The organism is Alicyclobacillus sendaiensis NBRC 100866 (assembly GCF_001552675.1).
Taxonomy (GTDB): domain Bacteria; phylum Bacillota; class Bacilli; order Alicyclobacillales; family Alicyclobacillaceae; genus Alicyclobacillus; species Alicyclobacillus sendaiensis.
Genome location: NZ_BCRQ01000001.1, coordinates 73,707 through 91,377 on the forward strand (window position 1 = coordinate 73,707; position 17,671 = coordinate 91,377).

Annotated in this window: 18 protein-coding genes; 15 read left to right on the forward strand and 3 right to left on the reverse strand. The window is 65.0% G+C overall.

Annotated elements, in window-relative coordinates; translation table 11 throughout:
• Positions 1–4: 4 nt before the first annotated feature.
• Together cas7g and csb2 (AS26_RS00425) are read left to right on the forward strand one after the other, a co-directional pair.
• Positions 5–976, forward strand: coding sequence for a type I-G CRISPR-associated RAMP protein Csb1/Cas7g (gene cas7g, locus AS26_RS00420; protein WP_062305220.1), 972 nt, complete (start codon positions 5–7; stop codon positions 974–976).
• Positions 973–2,607 carry a type I-G CRISPR-associated protein Csb2 gene (gene csb2 / locus AS26_RS00425; protein ID WP_062305222.1) on the forward strand — a complete coding sequence of 545 codons (1,635 nt, stop codon included), beginning with the start codon at positions 973–975 and terminating at the stop codon, positions 2,605–2,607. Before cas7g ends, csb2 (AS26_RS00425) begins: the two co-directional genes overlap by 4 nt.
• An 84-nt stretch (positions 2,608–2,691) precedes the next feature.
• Here the strand turns inward: csb2 (AS26_RS00425) and AS26_RS00430 are convergent, their stop codons facing one another.
• The gene (locus AS26_RS00430) at positions 2,692–3,477 is read right to left on the reverse strand and encodes a sulfite exporter TauE/SafE family protein (protein WP_083515931.1); all 786 of its coding nucleotides are present in this window, start codon (positions 3,475–3,477) and stop codon (positions 2,692–2,694) included.
• Positions 3,478–3,662: 185 nt separating this feature from the next.
• On the opposite strand from AS26_RS00430, the gene AS26_RS00435 reads away from it, so the two are divergent.
• The 6 genes from AS26_RS00435 (at position 3,663) to AS26_RS00460 (ending at position 7,522) form a co-directional block, all read left to right on the forward strand.
• Positions 3,663–3,971: a rhodanese-like domain-containing protein gene (locus AS26_RS00435; protein WP_062305223.1), complete on the forward strand. Its 309-nt coding sequence runs from the start codon at positions 3,663–3,665 to the stop codon at positions 3,969–3,971.
• A 54-nt stretch (positions 3,972–4,025) separates the two neighbouring features.
• Positions 4,026–4,421, forward strand: coding sequence for a DsrE/DsrF/DrsH-like family protein (locus tag AS26_RS00440; RefSeq protein WP_062305225.1), 396 nt, complete (start codon positions 4,026–4,028; stop codon positions 4,419–4,421).
• Between the two features lie 156 nt (positions 4,422–4,577).
• Complete coding sequence (locus AS26_RS00445) at positions 4,578–5,174, forward strand: sulfurtransferase TusA family protein (protein ID WP_062305227.1); 597 nt, start codon at positions 4,578–4,580, stop codon at positions 5,172–5,174.
• The gene (locus AS26_RS00450) at positions 5,171–6,310 is read left to right on the forward strand and encodes an MBL fold metallo-hydrolase (RefSeq protein WP_083515932.1); all 1,140 of its coding nucleotides are present in this window, start codon (positions 5,171–5,173) and stop codon (positions 6,308–6,310) included. Before AS26_RS00445 ends, AS26_RS00450 begins: the two co-directional genes overlap by 4 nt.
• A 94-nt stretch (positions 6,311–6,404) precedes the next feature.
• Entirely contained in the window at positions 6,405–7,205 is an 801-nt protein-coding gene (locus tag AS26_RS00455) for a sulfite exporter TauE/SafE family protein (protein ID WP_062305228.1), read from the forward strand.
• A gap of 56 nt (positions 7,206–7,261) precedes the next feature.
• Positions 7,262–7,522, forward strand: coding sequence for a metal-sensitive transcriptional regulator (locus tag AS26_RS00460; RefSeq protein ID WP_062305230.1), 261 nt, complete (start codon positions 7,262–7,264; stop codon positions 7,520–7,522).
• On the opposite strand, the gene AS26_RS00465 is transcribed toward AS26_RS00460, so the two are convergent.
• Entirely contained in the window at positions 7,506–8,324 is an 819-nt protein-coding gene (locus AS26_RS00465) for an acyl-CoA thioesterase (protein WP_062305231.1), read from the reverse strand. The two genes, AS26_RS00460 and AS26_RS00465, sit on opposite strands and share 17 nt — an antisense overlap.
• Before the next feature lie 392 nt (positions 8,325–8,716).
• On the opposite strand from AS26_RS00465, the gene csb2 (AS26_RS00470) reads away from it, so the two are divergent.
• The 6 genes from csb2 (AS26_RS00470) (at position 8,717) to AS26_RS00495 (ending at position 14,228) form a co-directional block, all read left to right on the forward strand.
• Positions 8,717–10,243 carry a type I-G CRISPR-associated protein Csb2 gene (gene csb2 / locus AS26_RS00470; protein WP_062305233.1) on the forward strand — a complete coding sequence of 509 codons (1,527 nt, stop codon included), beginning with the start codon at positions 8,717–8,719 and terminating at the stop codon, positions 10,241–10,243.
• A 109-nt stretch (positions 10,244–10,352) separates the two neighbouring features.
• Positions 10,353–11,747, forward strand: a complete 1,395-nt coding sequence (locus AS26_RS00475; protein ID WP_245629526.1) for a hypothetical protein — start codon at positions 10,353–10,355, stop codon at positions 11,745–11,747.
• A 127-nt stretch (positions 11,748–11,874) separates the two neighbouring features.
• Entirely contained in the window at positions 11,875–12,072 is a 198-nt protein-coding gene (locus tag AS26_RS00480) for a hypothetical protein (protein WP_062305234.1), read from the forward strand.
• 262 nt (positions 12,073–12,334) lie between these two features.
• Positions 12,335–12,868 carry an RNA polymerase sigma factor gene (locus AS26_RS00485; protein WP_062305235.1) on the forward strand — a complete coding sequence of 178 codons (534 nt, stop codon included), beginning with the start codon at positions 12,335–12,337 and terminating at the stop codon, positions 12,866–12,868.
• On the forward strand, positions 12,868–13,377 hold the full coding sequence (locus tag AS26_RS00490) for an anti-sigma factor family protein (RefSeq protein ID WP_062305237.1): 510 nt from the start codon (positions 12,868–12,870) through the stop codon (positions 13,375–13,377). The genes AS26_RS00485 and AS26_RS00490 overlap by 1 nt, the downstream gene beginning before the upstream one ends.
• Positions 13,374–14,228, forward strand: a complete 855-nt coding sequence (locus tag AS26_RS00495; protein ID WP_062305239.1) for a DUF8173 domain-containing protein — start codon at positions 13,374–13,376, stop codon at positions 14,226–14,228. The genes AS26_RS00490 and AS26_RS00495 overlap by 4 nt, the downstream gene beginning before the upstream one ends.
• A 139-nt stretch (positions 14,229–14,367) precedes the next feature.
• On the opposite strand, the gene AS26_RS00500 is transcribed toward AS26_RS00495, so the two are convergent.
• Complete coding sequence (locus AS26_RS00500) at positions 14,368–15,024, reverse strand: undecaprenyl-diphosphatase (protein WP_245629527.1); 657 nt, start codon at positions 15,022–15,024, stop codon at positions 14,368–14,370.
• Positions 15,025–15,205: 181 nt separating this feature from the next.
• On the opposite strand from AS26_RS00500, the gene AS26_RS00505 reads away from it, so the two are divergent.
• A complete protein-coding gene (locus tag AS26_RS00505) occupies positions 15,206–17,554 on the forward strand; it encodes a glycoside hydrolase family 3 N-terminal domain-containing protein (RefSeq protein WP_062305241.1) in 2,349 nt (782 codons plus the stop codon).
• Positions 17,555–17,671 lie beyond the last annotated feature (117 nt).

Genomic DNA, 17,671 nt, shown 5'->3' on the forward strand with positions numbered 1-17,671 from the left:
GTCGATGGCCATCTCGGTTGAACCTCTCCACACCGCGCCGCGGCTTTTGCTTCGTGCCGAACTCGCGCCCATTGCAGGCACGCGGTTTCAACCGACCGGGTTTCCCGACCTTGGCGCGGCTGAATACGATCACCCGACGGAGCCATACCGCATGTTGCTCGTGGAGTCGCCGCAAAGCATGGCCAACCGCCTGGAAAGCGTGTGCTGGGACGAAGCGGCAGAGGACTGGCGCCCGCCGCTTCGAGGGCTGCCGCGCGTGGACGTGTACGATCAGCACGGGGGATTTCTGACCAATTCCGTCCTCGAGGCGCACCGGTTGAACTCTCCCTACATTTTGGAGGGGAAGGACACGACGGTCATGCAACTTCTCAAGCGAGAGCTTGGCCTGCTCGGCGAGTCGTTGCCGGTGGACGTGCGGAAGCTGGCGCGCACGGTGTTCAAGTATGACCCAAATTCCGTCCTCCACGGGCTCTTCCTCGCCAAGAAGGAGCTCGCGGGCGGCAGGCTTCGCCTTTCGCGCCTGCTCTCTTCCTTCATCGAGGCCGAGGACGCCCGCGTCGCGCCGAACGGCGGGGTGAAAAACGATCGCGTCGATCCCACAGGGCCCACGAATCAGGGCTTCGGGAATGTTCCGTTCCACCGCGATGAATACGTGGCCCGCCGCGTTCACGCGTATTTCGTCCTGGATCTCGCGCTGCTCCGCTCGTACGGTCTCGGCGCCACCGCGGAGACGTTCCTCACCCTCTTTGCGCTTTACAAGATCCAGCACTTCCTGAGTGAGGGGCTCCGCCTCCGCACGGCATGTGACTTTGAGGTCAAGCAGGTGGAAGTGATTCGGCCTTCCGGGTTTGAACTGCCGACGGCGGAGGAGATCGACCGCGAGCTTCCAGGACTCATCGATCGCCTGCGGGCTGAAGGGCTTTTGGCGGCGGAAAATCTGCGCGTGCGCTATGCAGTGAAAGAAGTCAAGTCGTGACGGCGACACCGCACAAGGGAAGTGGCCACGTGGTTGGGATTGAGTTTTGTTTCCTCGCAGGAACGTATCACGCCACGCCGTGGGGGCGCCACGCCAACGAGGCGGACGTCGAGTGGCCGCCTTCGCCGTGGCGCATCCTGCGGACGCTCATCGGCGTGTACCACCGCTATAGCCTCTGCGAGCGGTACGATGAGGACGTTTTGCAGCGCTTAATTGAGGGGCTCGCCGCGGAACGGCCCGTTTTCAGGCTGCCTCGCGCGGTGCACACGCACACCAAGCACTTCATGCCCATCGCGGGCGGCAAGACGACCCTCGTTCACGACGCGTTTCTGCGCGTGCTGCCGGAAGATCCGCTCGGCGTGTACTGGCCCGAAGCGCAGCTCGACGCCGAGGCGCTCGCGCTGCTCGGCGAGATCGCCACGCTGATGCCGTATCTCGGGCGCGCGGAGAGCTGGGGCGAGGCGCGCCTCGTGAGCAATCCGCCCGACCGCTGGGACGCCATGCCCATGGAGCTCGACGCGGCGAGCGAGATGCTCGAGCGCGGGGAGGGCGAGATGGTGGATCTTTTGGCGCCCGTGTCGCCGAGCGAGTGGCCGCTCGTGCGCAGCAAGTGGCCGGTTCGCAAGTCGAGCCTCGCTGGCGTGAACCACCTCACCGACGCCCTGCGCCTTGGCACCGACGTCATCGAGAAGGAGAGGCTGAACGTGCCGCTTGGCGCCACTCGCGTGCTGTACGTGCGCCGCAGGCTGGATCTCGCCGTCCCATCCGGCTCGCGGCCGTCCGCATCCCTCCGGAGGGACGTGCCAAGGATTCAAGCCAATGTCGCGCGCTTTCGGCTTGTGAGCAAAGTGCGGACGCGGGTCCTCTACGCGCTCGACGTGGGTGAGGTCATGCACGAGGCCCTCGAGTTCATCGGCGCGAAACGAGATCGCCTGACGCCCGCCCTCACGGGCCGGGATCCAAAGACGCGATCGCCCCTGCGTCTCGGCCATGCGCACGCGTTCATCCTCCCCGTCGACGAGGACCTGGACGGCTATCTCGATCACGTCTTGGTCTACAAGCGCGAGCCATTCGATCAGGAAGATCTGGACGTCCTTCAGGCCTTGCGTACCTTGAAGACGCCGGAGTGGTGGCCGGGGCGCGAGCGCCGCTGGCAGCTGTACTTCGAAGGCATGTGGCATGTGCCAGCAGGCTCGTTCTCGCGTGGGGAGCCGGCTGATGACGTGCCGGACGCCTACGTGCGACCGTCGCGCGTCTTCACCTCCATCACGCCCTATTTGCATCCCTGGCACTGGAAACGAGGCGGGGCGAAGTTTGGGCCGGCGGATCAGATCCGCGAGGAGCTTCGCCGGCGGGGGTTTCCAGAACCGGTGTCCGTGGAAGCCCTCGCCCAGATTCGGTTGGCCGGCTTGCCGTACGACGCGCGCAAATTTCGCAAGCTGCGCTACGGCGCGCGCCAGGAGCTTCCCGCGCGAAGCGGCGGGCTGTGGCGGATTGAATTTGCAGAGCCCGTGTACGGACCCATTGCCCTCGGCGCCAACTGCCATTACGGCATGGGGCTGTTTTACGCCGGAGAATTGGACGGCGTGAGGTTCCCAAGCGAACGGCAGGCGAGTGCAGAGGGCGGTTGAGTCCCAAGGGGCGCGGGCGCTCCGCGCGACGAAAGGAGCGCCCCGGAAGCCCCGGAAGCCCTCGTGTGGCGCGCCGTTTGCGCCTCACCATCCGAACACCGTCATCCAGATCCGCGCGCATGTCGCGGTGATGAGCGCCGCAAGCAGCCAGCGCAGCCAGCGCGCGTCCATGCGCCGGCCCAGTTTGGCGCCGAGTGGCGCCCCCACCGCGCTCGCCCACGCGAGGACCAAAGCAGGCCCCCACATCACCTCGTGTGCCACCCACTTGCCCACAAAACCGCCAAGCGAAGCGACGAACGTGATGGCGATGGATGACGCGATGGCCACGCGCGTCGGGATGCGAAGGACCCCTAAGAGGATGGGCATGAGGAGGAAGGCTCCCGCGGAACCCACCACGCCGGAAAACAGGCCCACCAGCGCTCCCAGCGCTACGGCCAACGGGCGAGGGTAGTCGATCTCGTCGACGTCGCCGTGCCACTCGTCCGATGCGGACGGGCGAAACATGATGAGCGTCGCTGCGGTCGCGAGCGCGGCATAGACGACGTTGACCACGCGCTCCGAATAAAAATGGGCCATATAGGCCCCCATAAAGCTCCCGGCGAGCATGGCGAGGCCCATGTCGGCGATGAGCCGGCGGTGCAGATAGCCTGACTTCCGGTAGGCCCACGCCGCCGCCAGCGACGCGCACAGCACCTGCACCGAGCTCATCCCGGCCACCTGATGCGCGCTGAACGCGCCCACGCCCAAGAGCGGAGGCAGATACAGGAGCAGGGGATACTTGACGATGGCGCCTCCGACGCCCACCATGCCGGCGAGGACCGAGCCGGCAAAGCCAATCGCGAGAAGCGTGGCGAACATCTCCCAACTCACGCGCGTCACCCCTTCTTGTCCTTCGGATGATACAAGCTATGCGCGTGAGCGGCGCAATATACCTAAGGGGGTATCTTGACATGTGTGCGGCGCGCTTTTATACTATACCCCGTACCGTACATGAAGCTGTCGTCGCTGAATGCGGCGGTCAAGAAAGCGTACGATAGGACGAGGAGGTGATGGGCATGAGCCAAGTGCGCGGTATCCTGGCTCAGGATCTGGAGGAGCGATTAAAGCGGGGAGAAAAGCTGCAGATTATCGATGTGCGCGAACCTGCGGAAGTGGCGTCCGGGATGATTCCCGGCGCGAAGAACATCCCGCTGAGCGAGTTGCAGGAGCGGTTCCGGGAAATTGACCCACATCAAGAGACCGTCATGGTCTGCCGGAGCGGGGCGCGCAGCGAACGCGCATGCCAGTTTCTGATGGCCCAGGGGTATTCGAATCTGTGGAACCTGATGGGCGGCATGCTCGGCTGGCGCGGGCCTGTGCAATAAAGCTGACCCACCTGCTGAGATCACCACATGGAGTTTGATTTGAGGAGGAACATCATGTCGAAGAAAGTCGCCATCATCGCATCGAACGGCGGCCTCGAAACGGCCTACAAGGTTCTGAACATCGCCATGGCCGGGGTCGCGACGGACGCCGAGGTAGCCATCTTCTTCACCTTCGAAGGGCTGAACATCATCCACAAGAATTCCGCACAGCTGCTCAAATTTAAGCCAGAGAACGAGCCGTTTGCGGAAAATTTCAAGAAGCACAACGTCCCATCCATCCAAGAGATGCTGCAAATGGCGAAGGAGAGTGGCGTTCGGCTCATCGCTTGCCAGATGACGGTCGACGTGATGGGCCTCAAGCCGGAAGATTTCATCGACGGTGTGGAGTTCGCCGGAGCCGTCAACTTCCTCGATTTCGCGTACGACGCGGACGTCACCATCACCTTCTGACGCCCTGTAAAGTTTCGCGCAAGCCCGCGCCTCGCGCGCGGGCGGCTGGCGCGGATCCGACGCTCCGATGACTTGGTGTGGAGACAAACGCCGTGCGCCTTCAGGGCGGGCGTTCGGATAGATAGACGAGTGAGACTGCTAGGAGGCTGATCGAGCATGACTGGGCAGACGACGTTCACGGTCGACAAGCTGATCGACTGCAAGGGGCTTTCTTGCCCGATGCCGATGGTGCGCACGAAGAAGGCCATTGACGAGATGGAGTCTGGCCAGGTTCTGGAAGTTCTCGCGACCGATCCCGGCTCCGTCGCCGACATCCGCAGCTGGGCGACGCGCACGGGCCACCAGTACCTCGGCACGGTGGAGAAAGACGGCGTGTTTCGCCACTACATCCGCAAGGCGGCGCCGGATGAGGTGAAGCCGGAGAAGAAGTACCCGCACGTGGCGACGAACGAGGAGCTCGCCGAGCGGGTAGCCAAGGGAGACGCCGTCGTGATCGACGTGCGCGAACCGATGGAGTACGCGTTTGGCCACATCCCGGGGGCTGTGTTGGTGCCGCTCGGCTCGCTCGAAGCCCGCATCGACGAGCTTCGGGCCTACGAAGGCCAAGACATCTACGTGGTCTGCCGCACGGGCAACCGCAGCGACATGGCCTGCCAGATACTTGCCGATCACGGCTTCACGCGCGTGAAAAACGTCGTGCCTGGCATGTCGGCATGGAATGGACCCGTGGAACAGTCGGAGGTGGAGGAATGATGGAACTGACCCTCACGGCTTGGACGCCTGCGGAAGTGTATGATCGCATTCTGCGCCGCGAACCGTTTTTCCTGCTCGACGTGCGCAACGAGGACGCGTTTGCGGACTGGCGCATCGAGGGGGACGCGATCGAGGCGATGAACGTCCCGTACTTCGACCTGTTGGACGGCGTGGATCAGTTGGTGCCGAAGCTGCCCAAGGACAAGGACATCCTTGTGGTGTGCGCCAAAGAAGGATCGTCCAAGTTTGTCGCGGAGGAGCTCGTGAAGGCGGGGCTTGAGCGCGTGGCGTATTTGCAGGGCGGCATGCGCGCCTGGAGCGAGTATCTGCATCCGGTCAAGGTGGGCGATGTCGCTGGCGGCGCCCTGTACCAGTTCCTGCGCGTCGGCAAGGGATGCCTGTCGTACGCCGTCGTCTCGAACGGTGAGATGGCTGTGGTCGATCCGGCGCGCTTCACGGACGTGTACCTGCACTTCGCCCAGGAGAAGGGCGCGAAGATCGTCGCCGTGATCGACACCCACCTGCACGCGGATCACATCTCAGGCGGGCGCCAGCTGGCGGAGGCCGCGGGCGCGACTTACTACCTGCCGCCGGGCGACGCGGGCGAAGTGACGTACGCCTACGAGCCGCTGACGGACGGCAAGGAAATTCGCATTGGCCAAAGCCGAATCGTCATTCGAGCACTCCATTCGCCGGGGCACACGCCGGGCAGCACGTCGCTCATTGTCGATGACAAGTATCTGCTCTCTGGCGACATCCTGTTTGTGGGTTCCATCGGCCGCCCGGATCTGGCGGGGCGCGCCAAGGAGTTTGCGCCGGACTTGCGGCGGACGCTGTACGAGACGTACCGGCAACTTCCGGGCCATCTCCTCGTCCTGCCGGCGCACTACGCGTGGGCGTCCGAGGTGAACGACGAGGGCGTTGTGGCTGCGACGCTGTCGGAGCTTTACGCGAAGAACCCGGGTCTTCAGATTCAGGACGAGGGCGAATTTGTGACGACTGTGACGGAGAACTTGCCGCCGCAGCCAAACGCCTATCAGCAGATCCGGATGGTGAACATGGGCAAGCTCGCGCCGACCCCGGACGAGGCGAGCGAGATGGAGATTGGCCCCAACCGCTGCGCGGTGCACGGGTGAGTCTACGAAGCGAGCCAAGGCATTGTTGCGCCCGGATCAATACCTGTATGGGTATTGATCCGGGCGGAGTACTACGATTTGAGGGGGAAGCTCGATGGTCGCGCTGAGTGGCTTACAGATTGTGCTTGCCATCGCATGTGGCGGGGTCGTCGGCTTCACGCTGGGGCTCATCGGCGGCGGTGGATCCATCCTCGCCGTCCCCTTGCTGCTCTATGTGGTCGGGATCCACAACGCCCATATCGTCATCGGGACGACGGCGCTCGCCGTGGCGGTCAACGCGTGGATCAACCTCATCCCGCATTGGCGGCACGGCCACGTGCGATGGAAGCCCGCCATATCCTTTGCCATCCCAGGCGCCATCGGGGCGGTGGTGGGCTCCATCTTTGGCAAGATGCTCAACGGGAAGGCGCTTTTATTTCTGTTCGCGCTTCTCATTCTGGTCATCGCGGTTCGCACGCTGATCCAGGCGCGCCGCGGCAGTGCGAAGCCCGCGGCCGCGGATTCCGCCGGATCGTTCCGATGGGGGCGAGTGCTTGCCACGGGCGGCGCTACGGGGCTGTTGTCTGGATTCTTTGGCATCGGCGGCGGATTTTTGATTGTGCCTGGCCTCATGTTTGCGACGGGGATGGAGATGATTGACGCCATCGGGAGCTCGCTGGTGTCGGTTGGGCTCTTCGGCGTCACCACAGCCGTCTCGTACGCGGCCTCGGGACTCGTGGCGTGGAACGTGTTTGCGCTGTACGTGCTCGGCGGGATCGCCGGCGGATTTTTGGGCACGATCGTCTCGACGAAGTTGGGCAGCCGCAAGTCGCTGCTTCAGACCATCTTCGGCTCGATCCTCGTGCTTGTTGCACTTTATATGTTGTACGATAACATCAGTATCTTGATCCACTGAGGCCGGCTTCTCGGATGCCGCCCGTCCGACATTGCGGCGACAAAGGTGGGATTCTTATGGAATACAACGTTCAGATGAAAAACCGCCTGAAGCGCATCGAAGGACAGGTGCGCGGGGTGCTTGGCATGATGGAACAGGGCAAGAGCTGCAAAGAAGTCGTGAATCAGCTCACGGCCATTCGCACGGCGGTCGATCGCGTCATCATGTATGTCGTCGGCGAAAACATGGAACAGTGCATCCGCGAAGAGTTGGCGGGCAACGGCTCCGCGGAGCACGTCATCCAAGAGGCCATCGATCTGCTCATGAAGAGCCGCTGATGGGCGCCTTCATGTACACGAGCTGCGTCGTGGTCGCCAAGAGCTCACCGTCCTGAGACCACACTTCGCCGACTTGGTCGAAGTAGCCGTGGGAAAAGCCGGTGGCCCGGGCGACGCCGAGCAGCTCGTTTGTCCCTTGGCGGAAAATGGTCTCTGGGTCGGCGAGAAAATAGACCGTGAACGTCACGGTCCCGATGGGCACGGGCCGCTTCAGTTTGACATAGACGCGCGGCACGAAGGTGTCGCAGAGCGCGGCGAGCGCGGCGTGATCGAGCGGGCGCGGCGGATCGTCCCGCATCCACTGGTAGGTGGTGGCGTCCTGAACGTCGTCGAACGCCGAGCCGCGGATGAGGCGAACATGGTACCACTGCATCCACGGGAGCGGCGCGGGTGCGACGAACCTCGGGACGTCGGCTGGTCTTGGCACGTCGGGCATGACAGCCTCCGTGTGCACGAACGATTCGCGCCGCATACCGAAGACGGCTGTGGCGGTGGTGATGACCTCCCCATCCTGCATCATGGTCAGCATGAAATGCTGGGTCGAGCGGTTCGTGCGGACGGGGATGGCCTCGATGACGAACGGAGCCACCTTGGCGGGCGCCGCGAAGTTGACCGTCAGCGCAAGCGGATGGCCGAGGCGTTCGGGATGGGACAGGGCGGCTTTGAGCATGGTGGCCGCGGTCACACCGCCGAACGGCCCCACCATGTTGTAGTACTCGGCCTTCACGTGCCCGTGAAACCGTTGGCCGTCATACGAGAGCGCGGTCGCCTCGTCGAATGCGTGGGTCACAAGCTGAGACATGAGATCCTCCTCAAAGGGCGGCCGATGCCGGATTCGAATATGAAATAGCATATCAAATGAAAAATCAGCAGGAAAGCGCATCCGTTCCCAGGGATCTGCCACTCCAGGGGCCAAAATTGCACGACGTTGGTCCGTTGAGGACCTTGACGACCAATCCTAGGAAGACTACGATGGGTGCGTCAGGCTGTCCTTCGGAGCGTCGAGCGCAGGCCCCATTGACGGTAAGGAAGGAAGCGTTATCTCGGGATTGCTCCGCTTCTCGCCTCCGCCGGAGGCACGCGTTCCCATGAAGGTTTCTGAGAATTGGGAAAGAGATGGGAGGTCTGCGTCGCTTTCGCTCCTCGCTCGCGCCGTCCCCATGCGCGAATCATGCAGAGAGGGGAAGTGGCACTGTGATTGGAATCTCCTTCCGTTTTGCCGCAGGCGCGCACCCTGTGCCGCTCGAGTATCCCTTGGAATCAGACGTGGAATGGCCCCCTTCGCCGTGGCGCCTTTTGCGCGCGCTCGCCATCACCGCCATCCACATGCGCTTGCACGCGTCAAGCCTCGGCGCGCTTCACTCCCTCGTGGAAGCGCTCTCGCTTGAGCCGCCGGTCTACACGCTCCCTCCTGGCGCCGAAATCGCCCGCCGAGGCGCGGAAGGTCACGCGCCGCGTTTCGTCCTGCGCGTCCCGCGTCCATCCGCCCTGTGCGTGTCCTGGCCTCATCTGACCCTCACGCGGGCTGAACTCGAGATCCTGGAGCGCATCCTGGCCGAATTTCCATCCGCATGGTCGGCCGAGGACTGGCTTTGTTGCGACGTGTTGCACGACTTGCCGGATCGGGTGGACGCGCGCCCGGTCTCGTTCACGGACACGGGAGAGGAGGAGGCGCACCGGGTCTTGATGCAGTGGCTGTGTCCGCTGCCTTCGCACGTGTGGGTGAACGCCTCGTCCTCAGGCACCATTGCCGGCAGGCGACTCGCCCACCTGTTCGACGCCCTGACCCAAGTCGCTGACGGTGTGCCGACGCCCGCTGCGCAGCGGGTGACCTATGCCGTGCAGGGATTCGCGGCGCGGGAATCGCGGCGGACGCGGCGCTCGTATCGCCTGTTGGTCGCTCGAGAACAGGTGAACGCCGCTCGCTACGCCATTGCAGCCGCGAGTCGCCCGCGCGTGACGGATGCCCTGGACATCTCAGAAGTGTTTCACCAGTCCATCCTGAGCCGCTACGATGACCGCGAGGAGCCGGCTCCGCTCATCATCACGGGCCACGAGCCCAACGAGCCGGGGGCGGTGAGCCGGCGGGGCCACCAGCACGTATTTGTGCTGCCGGAAGATCTCGATCACGACGGCCTCCTGGATCACGTCCTCATCTACGCGCAGGAGCCGTTTCCCGAGGGCGTGATCGCAGCGCTCGAGCGCATCCGCACGCTCGTCACGCCGGATTGGTGGCCGGGCCCGAAGCGAAGGTGGCGCGTCTCGCTCGAAGACCTGTGGCGCGTTCCGAGGGCTGGCGAAGCTTTGGCGCCTATGCCTGAAGATCACCTGATAGGCCCCGCGCGCATTTTCGCGTCCATCACGCCGTATCTTCACCCTTGGCACGCCAAGCACGGCGGGACCAAGTTCGGGCCCGTGGAGCAGATTCGCAAGGAACTCAAGCTCCGTGGCCTGCCGGAACCCGTGGCCATCACGCCGCTCGCGGCGGCGCACGTCGCGGGACAGCCCGTGCCCGCGCACAAATTCCGTCGGCTGCGCTACGGCAAGCGACAGAACATCCCCGGCCGGTGGGGGTCGTTCTGGCGACTGGAGTTTGCCGAGCCGGTGTACGGGCCCATTGCGCTCGGCGCCAACTGCCATTTTGGCATGGGCTTGTTTGCCGCCGATGTGGACGAGGCGGATCGAGCCTACAGCTCGACCGAAGATGCCGAGATGACGTGACGACGGGCGTGGCAGTGGGGTGGGTCACATTTCCTGATTCTCCTGCAACCTGTGCGCCGTGGGCCACATAGCCCCCTCTTCCTCCGGGAACACGAGGAGGAGGAGGTGATTGCAGTTGATCAGGTGGGTTCGCCTGCTTGCAATCACGGGCGCAGCCATGGGCGCGGCAGCCGCGGCGCTGCCGAGCGCGGTCCGCGCGGTCGAGGGTCCGAGCGCGGCTCGCAGTCCGCACCCGGCGGCGGTGGCGTGGCAGTCGACTTCCGCCGCGCCGATGGTCTATGGCCTGCGCCGGTTTCCGTATCCGTACCGAGCCATGCTGGCGATCTCGTCGGACGCAGACAGTCAGACGCTGCGCAAGTTCAACCTCGTGCACCGGTTCATCAACACGACGGAAGCGACGCCCATCGGCAAAGGGCTCGGGCTCGACTACGCGGACTCGTTTTTCGTGTATACCGCAAACGACCAGCGCCACATCGTGGACGAAGTGGGGCGCGTTCCGCTCCAGCGCGAGCTCTCGTACTTCCTCGGGACGAGCCAGTCGCCCTACGGCGCGAAGGCCATTCACGCCTACATCCAGCATGGCTGGATCGACACCCTGCATACCTACGGCGACTTCAGCCAAGTCGACCAGCACACCACGCGGTTTCGTCGGCAACTGGCCGCACAAGCCGTCGCCGCGCTAAGGGCGAACGGCGACGTCGTGGACGTCTGGACGGACCACGGCAACCGGTCCAACGTCGACAACTTCGGCGCCCGCGGCCGCGGCCGGTTTTACGCGTACCAGCAGGGAGACCTGCCGAGATCGCCCTACTACCACACGGATCTCACCCTTCCCTATGGCATCCAGTTTGTGTGGCCGGACATCTCCAGCAACGTGTTCTCGCGCCCATCGGTGGTGTTTCCGCTGCGGTTGGCCGATGGGCGGTGGGTGTGGGGATTTTGGCGCTATACGAACGAGCGCTACACGCCGCGGGGGGCGGTCGTCTGGAACTGGACGCCGTATGGGCTCGACGAGCAGCTCTCCGAGGCGCACCTGGCTCGGCTTGAGGCGGACGGCGGGTTTGCCGTGGTGGCGCAGCACCTGTGCGGCGCGCCGTATCCCGGCGTCCTGCCGAGGGACGCCGTGGCAGCGCTCGAGCGCCTCGCCCGGCACGAGCAGAGCGGCAGGCTGCTCGTGACGCGCACCAGCCGCCTGCTTCACTACAACGTCACCCGGGATCACCTCCGCTACGATGTGACGCACGCCTTCGGCCGCACGTATATCCACATCCGAGCGGTGGACGATCCCGTCTTGGGCCGCCATGCCCCGACGCTCGACGAGGTGCGCGGGATCACGTTCTACACGGACAACCCGCGCCGGACAGTGCTGGAGCTCGGCGATCGGCCCATCGATCCCGCCATGGTCGTTCATTACCCTTCCGACGGCGTCCACCCGTCCATCGGGATCCGCTGGTACCCCAAGGATACGGCCGATCACGCCATCGACGTCCCGGGCGTGTCCTAGGCGTTTCACACAGGGAACTTTGCGCGGGCTGGCCTCATCCGGGACACGCGCCGCGCCAAGAAGCCCGGCGGCCCAGTATCCTGTAGTATCCCGCGAATACTCAGGGTCGAAAGGGAGGATACACGCCATGATGAAGCCGTGTCCGCCGATTGTATGTCCGCCTATCTACGAGTACAACGACTGCTACGTGTGCCGGGAGGTGCCCATCATTCAGCCCGTGGTGCGGGTCAATCGCCAGTTCATCGTCAACGTCCCGCGCTACGTCGTGCAGCCCGAGACGAAGAACGTGACGGTCGATCCCGGCTGCCCCGGAGGCAACTGCTGAGCCCTCCGCCTGAACACGCGCAGGCTCAGTGAATCGGCTGTTCCGCCACGCGCGGAGCGGCCGATTTTTGTTTTCCAGCTTCTTGTATGCCGTGGACGCGGGTACAATGGAGGCGAGAGGGGCGTGCGGCTTTCGCAGGGCCCATCCTTTCGGTGAACCGCGGCGGGGTGGGAGGCGTCTATCGTGCGGATCGCTGCGGCTCTGTCCATGGCGCGCCTGGCTTGGGGGCGGACCGACGCTCGCCGACGGAGGTGATGCCCGTTTGGAACAAGCGGACCTCGAACTGATACGCCGAGCGCGGCACGGTGATCCGCAGGCGATTGAAACCATCGTGCGCAATTATCAGTCCTTTGTATATCGAACAGCCTATGGCATTCTGCAGAACGCCGCGGACGCCGAAGATGCGACGCAGGAAGCGTTCATCCGCGCGTTTCGCTCGCTCGGACGGCTTCGCGAGGACCGCACGTTTCCGACGTGGCTCGCGCGCATCGCGGTCCGCATCTCGCTCGACATGGTGCAGGCCAAAGCGCGCCGCGCGCAAGATCCCACGGAGGAGATCCACGGTTCCGTCGCTGGCGGCGAGGACGCCGCCTCGCTGCGGATCGATCTCGAGCGCGCATTGGCGAAGCTCAGTCCCGAGCACCGGACCGTGATCGTCCTGCGGGCGTTCCACGGGCTGGAGTACGACGAGATCGCTGAAGTGCTCGACATCCCCATCGGCACCGTGCGATCCCGCCTGCACCACGCGCGCATGCAGTTGCGCATGCATCTGAGCGGCGAGAGGGGTGATAGCTGATGCAATCGTGTGAGTTCGTGGAGCCCATGTTGTCCGCGTACCTGGACGGCGAGCTCGCGAAAGACGACAGGGACTGCGTGGAGGCGCATCTCGAGGTCTGCGCCCGTTGCCAGCGCCTCGTCGATGCCCTGCGGGCCGACGATCACGCGCTCGCGTCGTGGGCGAGAACGCTCGCGGCACCGGCCGACATGCCGATGCGCGTCCTGAATGCCCTCGGCCTGTCGCGCCAAGAGGTGCAGTCCCGTCGCCTCGCCTACGTGTACTTCGCGAGCCTGGCTGTTGGGGTGGCGCTCGTGCTCGCCGCTGTGAGCCTGCCCGCCGCATCGCTGGCGGCCATCCTGTTCCACTTTGCGCTCGCCATAATCCGCGCGCTGTTCGCGCTGCCTTGGTCCGTGCACGCCGAGTGGCTCGTGGTGTTGGGCGCGCTGTGCCTCGTCATCCTCGTGCTGTCGCTCACGTTTCTGCGCCGGGCGCTTCATTGGACCAGAAGCGAGGTTGTCTGGCGATGACGCGGGTGAAGCGAGGCCTGGCCGCGGCCATCGGCGGCCTCACGTTGCTCATCGCTTCGCCTGCCGTCGCGCAGGCGTCCGTCGTCTCGAATCAGGGGCTCATCCGAACGAGCACCACCGAGGTGTTGCCCGGCCAATCCGTCGGTGACATCATTGTCGTCGGCCACGATCTGACCATCGCCGGCACGGCTGATCACGTCCTCGTCGTCAACGGCAACGTGGATCTTCTGCCCAGCGCGCGGGTGGATACGGTCATCGATCTCGGCGGCGACGTCCGCACGCTGCCCGGCGCCACCGTGCACAAACTGCTTCACGCGACGCTCGGCAATCCGTTTTGGAGCGGCGCCATTGTCGCGGGACTCGGCGCGCTCGTCGCCTGGATGGGCCTGTTTGCCGCCGGAATTGTCCTGACCGCGCTGTTGACCGTCATTGCGGCTGCGCTGCGCGAGAGCATCGAGGTGCCTCTCGCGGAGCTCGAGAAGTCGGCGCGCCGAGCCGGCCTGAGCGGCGTGTTTGTCACGCTCGCCGTATTGGCCTTGGCGGGGCTCTTCGCCGCGACGCTCGTCGGCATTCCCGTGGCCGCGCTGTGCCTGGCGCTCTACGCGCTTGGCGCTCTCGTGGGCCTGGCCGTCGTATCGGTCTGGATTGGCAGGATGATTGTCGGACGGGAGCGCGCGCGAGAAGTGTGGAAGGCGGCGCTTTGCGGCGTGAGCTTCATCGTCGCGTTTTCGAGCATCCCCATCATCGGTCAGATTCTGTTTCTGGTGCTGTGGCTCGCCGGCGTCGGCGTCACCGCCGAGTGGCTGTGGCGGTGGCGCCATCGCAGAAAGGCCGAGCGGGCCCCGACCTGACCCAAGCGCACGAAAGAAAAGAGCCCTTCGCGCACCCAGGCGGAAGGGCTCTTTCCGTTGGCGGATGCAAAAACGCGCGCTGCGGGCATCGCGCGACGTGCCGCGCGCCGGACGTCCTCCTTGTGCGGGCGTGCTCGCCTCACCCGCGCGACGTGCGGCGAGTGCGCTGCGCTTCCTGCGCCTCCTTGCCGTAGCCAAACGGTTTGGCCACGAGCCGCGCGAGCGGCATGATGCGCGGCGCGAGCGGCCGCACCACGGCACTCGCCACCAGGCCTACGGCCATGCCGCCCATCACGTCGGTGGGGTAGTGCACGCCGACAAACACGCGGGCGATCATCACGAGCACCGCGATGATTGTGAAGGGCAGCCAAATCCATCTCGGCGTGCGCCCCCACGATCCACCTGCGAATCCCCACGATCCGGCGCTGTGATCGCTCGGGAACGAAGCATCCGCGGGATGTGGAATGAGCTGGGTGTACGTGCCCTTCGGGAACACCACGAACGGACGCGGCCGAAACCAGACGAAGTGGGAGATGACGACGTTCAACACGAGCGCGAGCACGCCGGAAAGCCCGGCGACCGCCAGTTGATTCCGGCTTCTGAGGTCGTCCTTCGGAAGGGCAAACCAGTACGCGATGAACAGCGCCGCGTAGAGCTCCAGCGCATCCTTCGCGAAGAAAATCATGACGTCGTCGAGCAGCTTGCTTTTGCCCGCCAGGCCGTTGATGAGGTGGTAGATGTGCACGTCAAACGGGTTCAACAGCGCCGCGTGAATCACGCGATCACTCCTTTCCATCGCACCGCACCCATGGACTGGCGTGGGGCAGAAAGAGTTCATTGGGCGGGCGGGATCGGCTGAAAAATCCTATTGCGCCAACCAAATCGTTTTAGTAATTTGGTGCTAAAGACAAGCGAATCGATGAAAGCGTTTGAATTCAGCAGACGCTTCGGCGCCTGACGAGCAGAGGAGGCTTCCCGTGACACCCATCTATCTTGATCCCGCACAGTCTGTTGAAGCGCGCGTCGACGCGCTCTTGGCCGATATGACGCTGGAAGAAAAGGTCGCCCAACTGACGTCCATCTGGGCGTTCGAAGTCCTGGATGACCTCGAGTTCTCCGCTGAGAAGGCCGCCGCCCTGCTCGGGCAGGGCATCGGGCAAGTGACCCGCATTGGCGGCGCTACGAATCTCGACCCGCCCGATGTGGCCCGCCTCGCCAACCAGATTCAGCGCTACCTGCGCGATCACACGCGCCTCGGCATCCCCGCGCTCATCCACGAGGAGTCGTGCAGTGGCTACATGGCCAAAGGCGCCACCTGCTTCCCGCAGACCATCGGCATCGCGAGCACCTGGGACGTCGATCTCGCCCGCCGCATCGGGGCCATCATCCGCGACCAGATGCGGGCCGTAGGGGCGCGCCAGGCGCTCGCGCCGCTCCTCGACGTGGCCCGAGATCCGCGCTGGGGCCGCGTGGAGGAGACGTTCGGCGAAGATCCGTACCTCGTGGCGCAGATGGGCATCGCCTACGTCCGTGGGCTGCAGGGAGATGATCTGAGCCAGGGCGTGATGGCAACCGGCAAGCACTTCGTGGGCTACGGGGCGTCCGAGGGCGGCATGAACTGGGCGCCGGCGCACATCCCGGAGCGGGAGCTGCGCGAGGTGTATCTCTTCCCGTTCGAGGCAGCCGTGCGCGAGGCGGGGCTAGGCGCCATCATGCCGGGCTACCACGAGCTCGACGGCGTGCCCTGCCACGACAATCCGGGGCTGTTGCGCGAGACCCTGCGCGGCCGCTGGGGGTTCGAAGGGCTCGTGGTGTCGGACTACTTCGCCGTGAATCAGCTGTTCGAATACCACCAGGTGGCGCGGGACAAGGCGGAGGCCGCGGCGCTCGCGGTGCGGGCTGGCGTGGACGTGGAGCTGCCGACGCGCGACGTGTACGGCAAGCCGCTCATCGAGGCCGTGGCGCGAGGGCTCGTGAGTCCGGCCGAGATCGACGAACTCGTGCGCCGGGTGCTCACCTGGAAGTTCCGGCTCGGCCTCTTCGATCACCCGTTTGTCGATGAGGGCGCGGCCATCGCCGTCTTCGACAACGCGGCGCAGCGCCAGGTGGCGCGGGAGGCGGCGGAGAAGTCGATGGTGCTGCTCAAAAACGACGGGCTGCTCCCGCTCGCAGCGGCGGGCACCATCGCCGTGATCGGCCCGAACGCGCACACGACGCGCAACTTGGTGGGAGATTACGCCTATCCGTGCCACATCGAGTCGCTGCTCGAACAGTCGGAGGACAACGTGTTTCAGACGCCCCTTCCGAGCGGCGTGAAACACGTGGACGAGTTCATCCCGATGCGGACCATCCTCGAGGCCATTCGCCAACGGGTCGGATCGCAGGCGCAGGTCGTCTACGCGAAGGGATGCGACATCCTCGGCGGAGACGACGCGGAGCTCGACGAGGCGGTGGCGCTTGCGGCGAAGGCGGACGTGGCGGTGGTGGTGGTGGGCGATCGCGCCGGGCTCACGGACGCGTGCACGACGGGCGAATCGCGCGACAGGGCGTCGCTTTCGCTCATCGGGCGGCAGGAGGAACTCGTGCGGCGCGTGCTCGCGACGGGCACGAAGACGGTGGTGGTGCTCGTGAGCGGCCGGCCGCTCGCCATCCCGGACATCGCGGAGCGGGCGAACGCCGTGCTTGCGGCGTGGCTGCCGGGCGAGGAGGGCGCGGAGGCGGTGACTGGCGTGCTGTTTGGGGACGTCAATCCGTCCGGCAAGTTGCCCATCACAATCCCGCGCAGCGTGGGGCAGGTGCCGATTTACTACGGGCACAAGCCGTCGGGCGGGCGGTCACACTGGAAGGGCGCGTATGTCGACGAGAGCAATCTGCCGCTGTATCCGTTCGGGCACGGCCTGTCCTACACGGAGTTCGCGTACCGGGATCTGGCGCTGTCGCCGAGCGTCATGGGCGTGCACGACGAGGTCGAGGTGTCGTGCGTGATTGAGAACGTCGGGCCGCGAGCGGGCGAAGAGGTGGTGCAGCTGTACGGGCGCGACGTGGCGGCGGACGTGACGCGGCCGGTCAAGGTGCTCTGCGGCTTCGCGCGGGTGGGGCTTGCGCCGGGAGAGAAGGCGCGGGTGCGGTTCCGGGTGTCCGCGCACCAGTTTGGCTTTTATAACCGGGAGATGCGGTATGTTGTGGAGCCGGGCGAGATCGAGTTCATGGTGGGCGCGTCGTCCGAGGACATTCGCCTGCGCGGGACGGTGCGGGTGGATGGCGCCGTGACGGAGATCGAGCGCGAGAAGGTGTACCGGAGCGGAGTGGACGTCGAGCGGATGTAAGGACGTGAGAAGAGGGGCGCTCCGCGGGCGAACGCGGGGCGCCCCCCTTTGCGCTTGCGGGCAGTCAAATAAGGTACAATGAAACCGAGGTTCATGGACGCCATCCATCATCACGCA

Coding starts and splice junctions, on each gene's coding strand:
- cas7g (WP_062305220.1), top strand. CDS start 5: ATGGCCATCTCGGTTGAACCTCTCCACACCGCGCCGCGGCTTTTGCTT.
- AS26_RS00435 (WP_062305223.1), top strand. CDS start 3,663: ATGAGCCAAGTGCGCGGTATCCTGGCTCAGGATCTGGAGGAGCGATTA.
- AS26_RS00440 (WP_062305225.1), top strand. CDS start 4,026: ATGTCGAAGAAAGTCGCCATCATCGCATCGAACGGCGGCCTCGAAACG.
- AS26_RS00445 (WP_062305227.1), top strand. CDS start 4,578: ATGACTGGGCAGACGACGTTCACGGTCGACAAGCTGATCGACTGCAAG.
- AS26_RS00450 (WP_083515932.1), top strand. CDS start 5,171: ATGATGGAACTGACCCTCACGGCTTGGACGCCTGCGGAAGTGTATGAT.
- AS26_RS00455 (WP_062305228.1), top strand. CDS start 6,405: ATGGTCGCGCTGAGTGGCTTACAGATTGTGCTTGCCATCGCATGTGGC.
- AS26_RS00460 (WP_062305230.1), top strand. CDS start 7,262: ATGGAATACAACGTTCAGATGAAAAACCGCCTGAAGCGCATCGAAGGA.
- AS26_RS00465 (WP_062305231.1), bottom strand. CDS start 8,324: ATGTCTCAGCTTGTGACCCACGCATTCGACGAGGCGACCGCGCTCTCG.
- AS26_RS00480 (WP_062305234.1), top strand. CDS start 11,875: ATGATGAAGCCGTGTCCGCCGATTGTATGTCCGCCTATCTACGAGTAC.
- AS26_RS00490 (WP_062305237.1), top strand. CDS start 12,868: ATGCAATCGTGTGAGTTCGTGGAGCCCATGTTGTCCGCGTACCTGGAC.
- AS26_RS00495 (WP_062305239.1), top strand. CDS start 13,374: ATGACGCGGGTGAAGCGAGGCCTGGCCGCGGCCATCGGCGGCCTCACG.
- AS26_RS00500 (WP_245629527.1), bottom strand. CDS start 15,024: ATGGAAAGGAGTGATCGCGTGATTCACGCGGCGCTGTTGAACCCGTTT.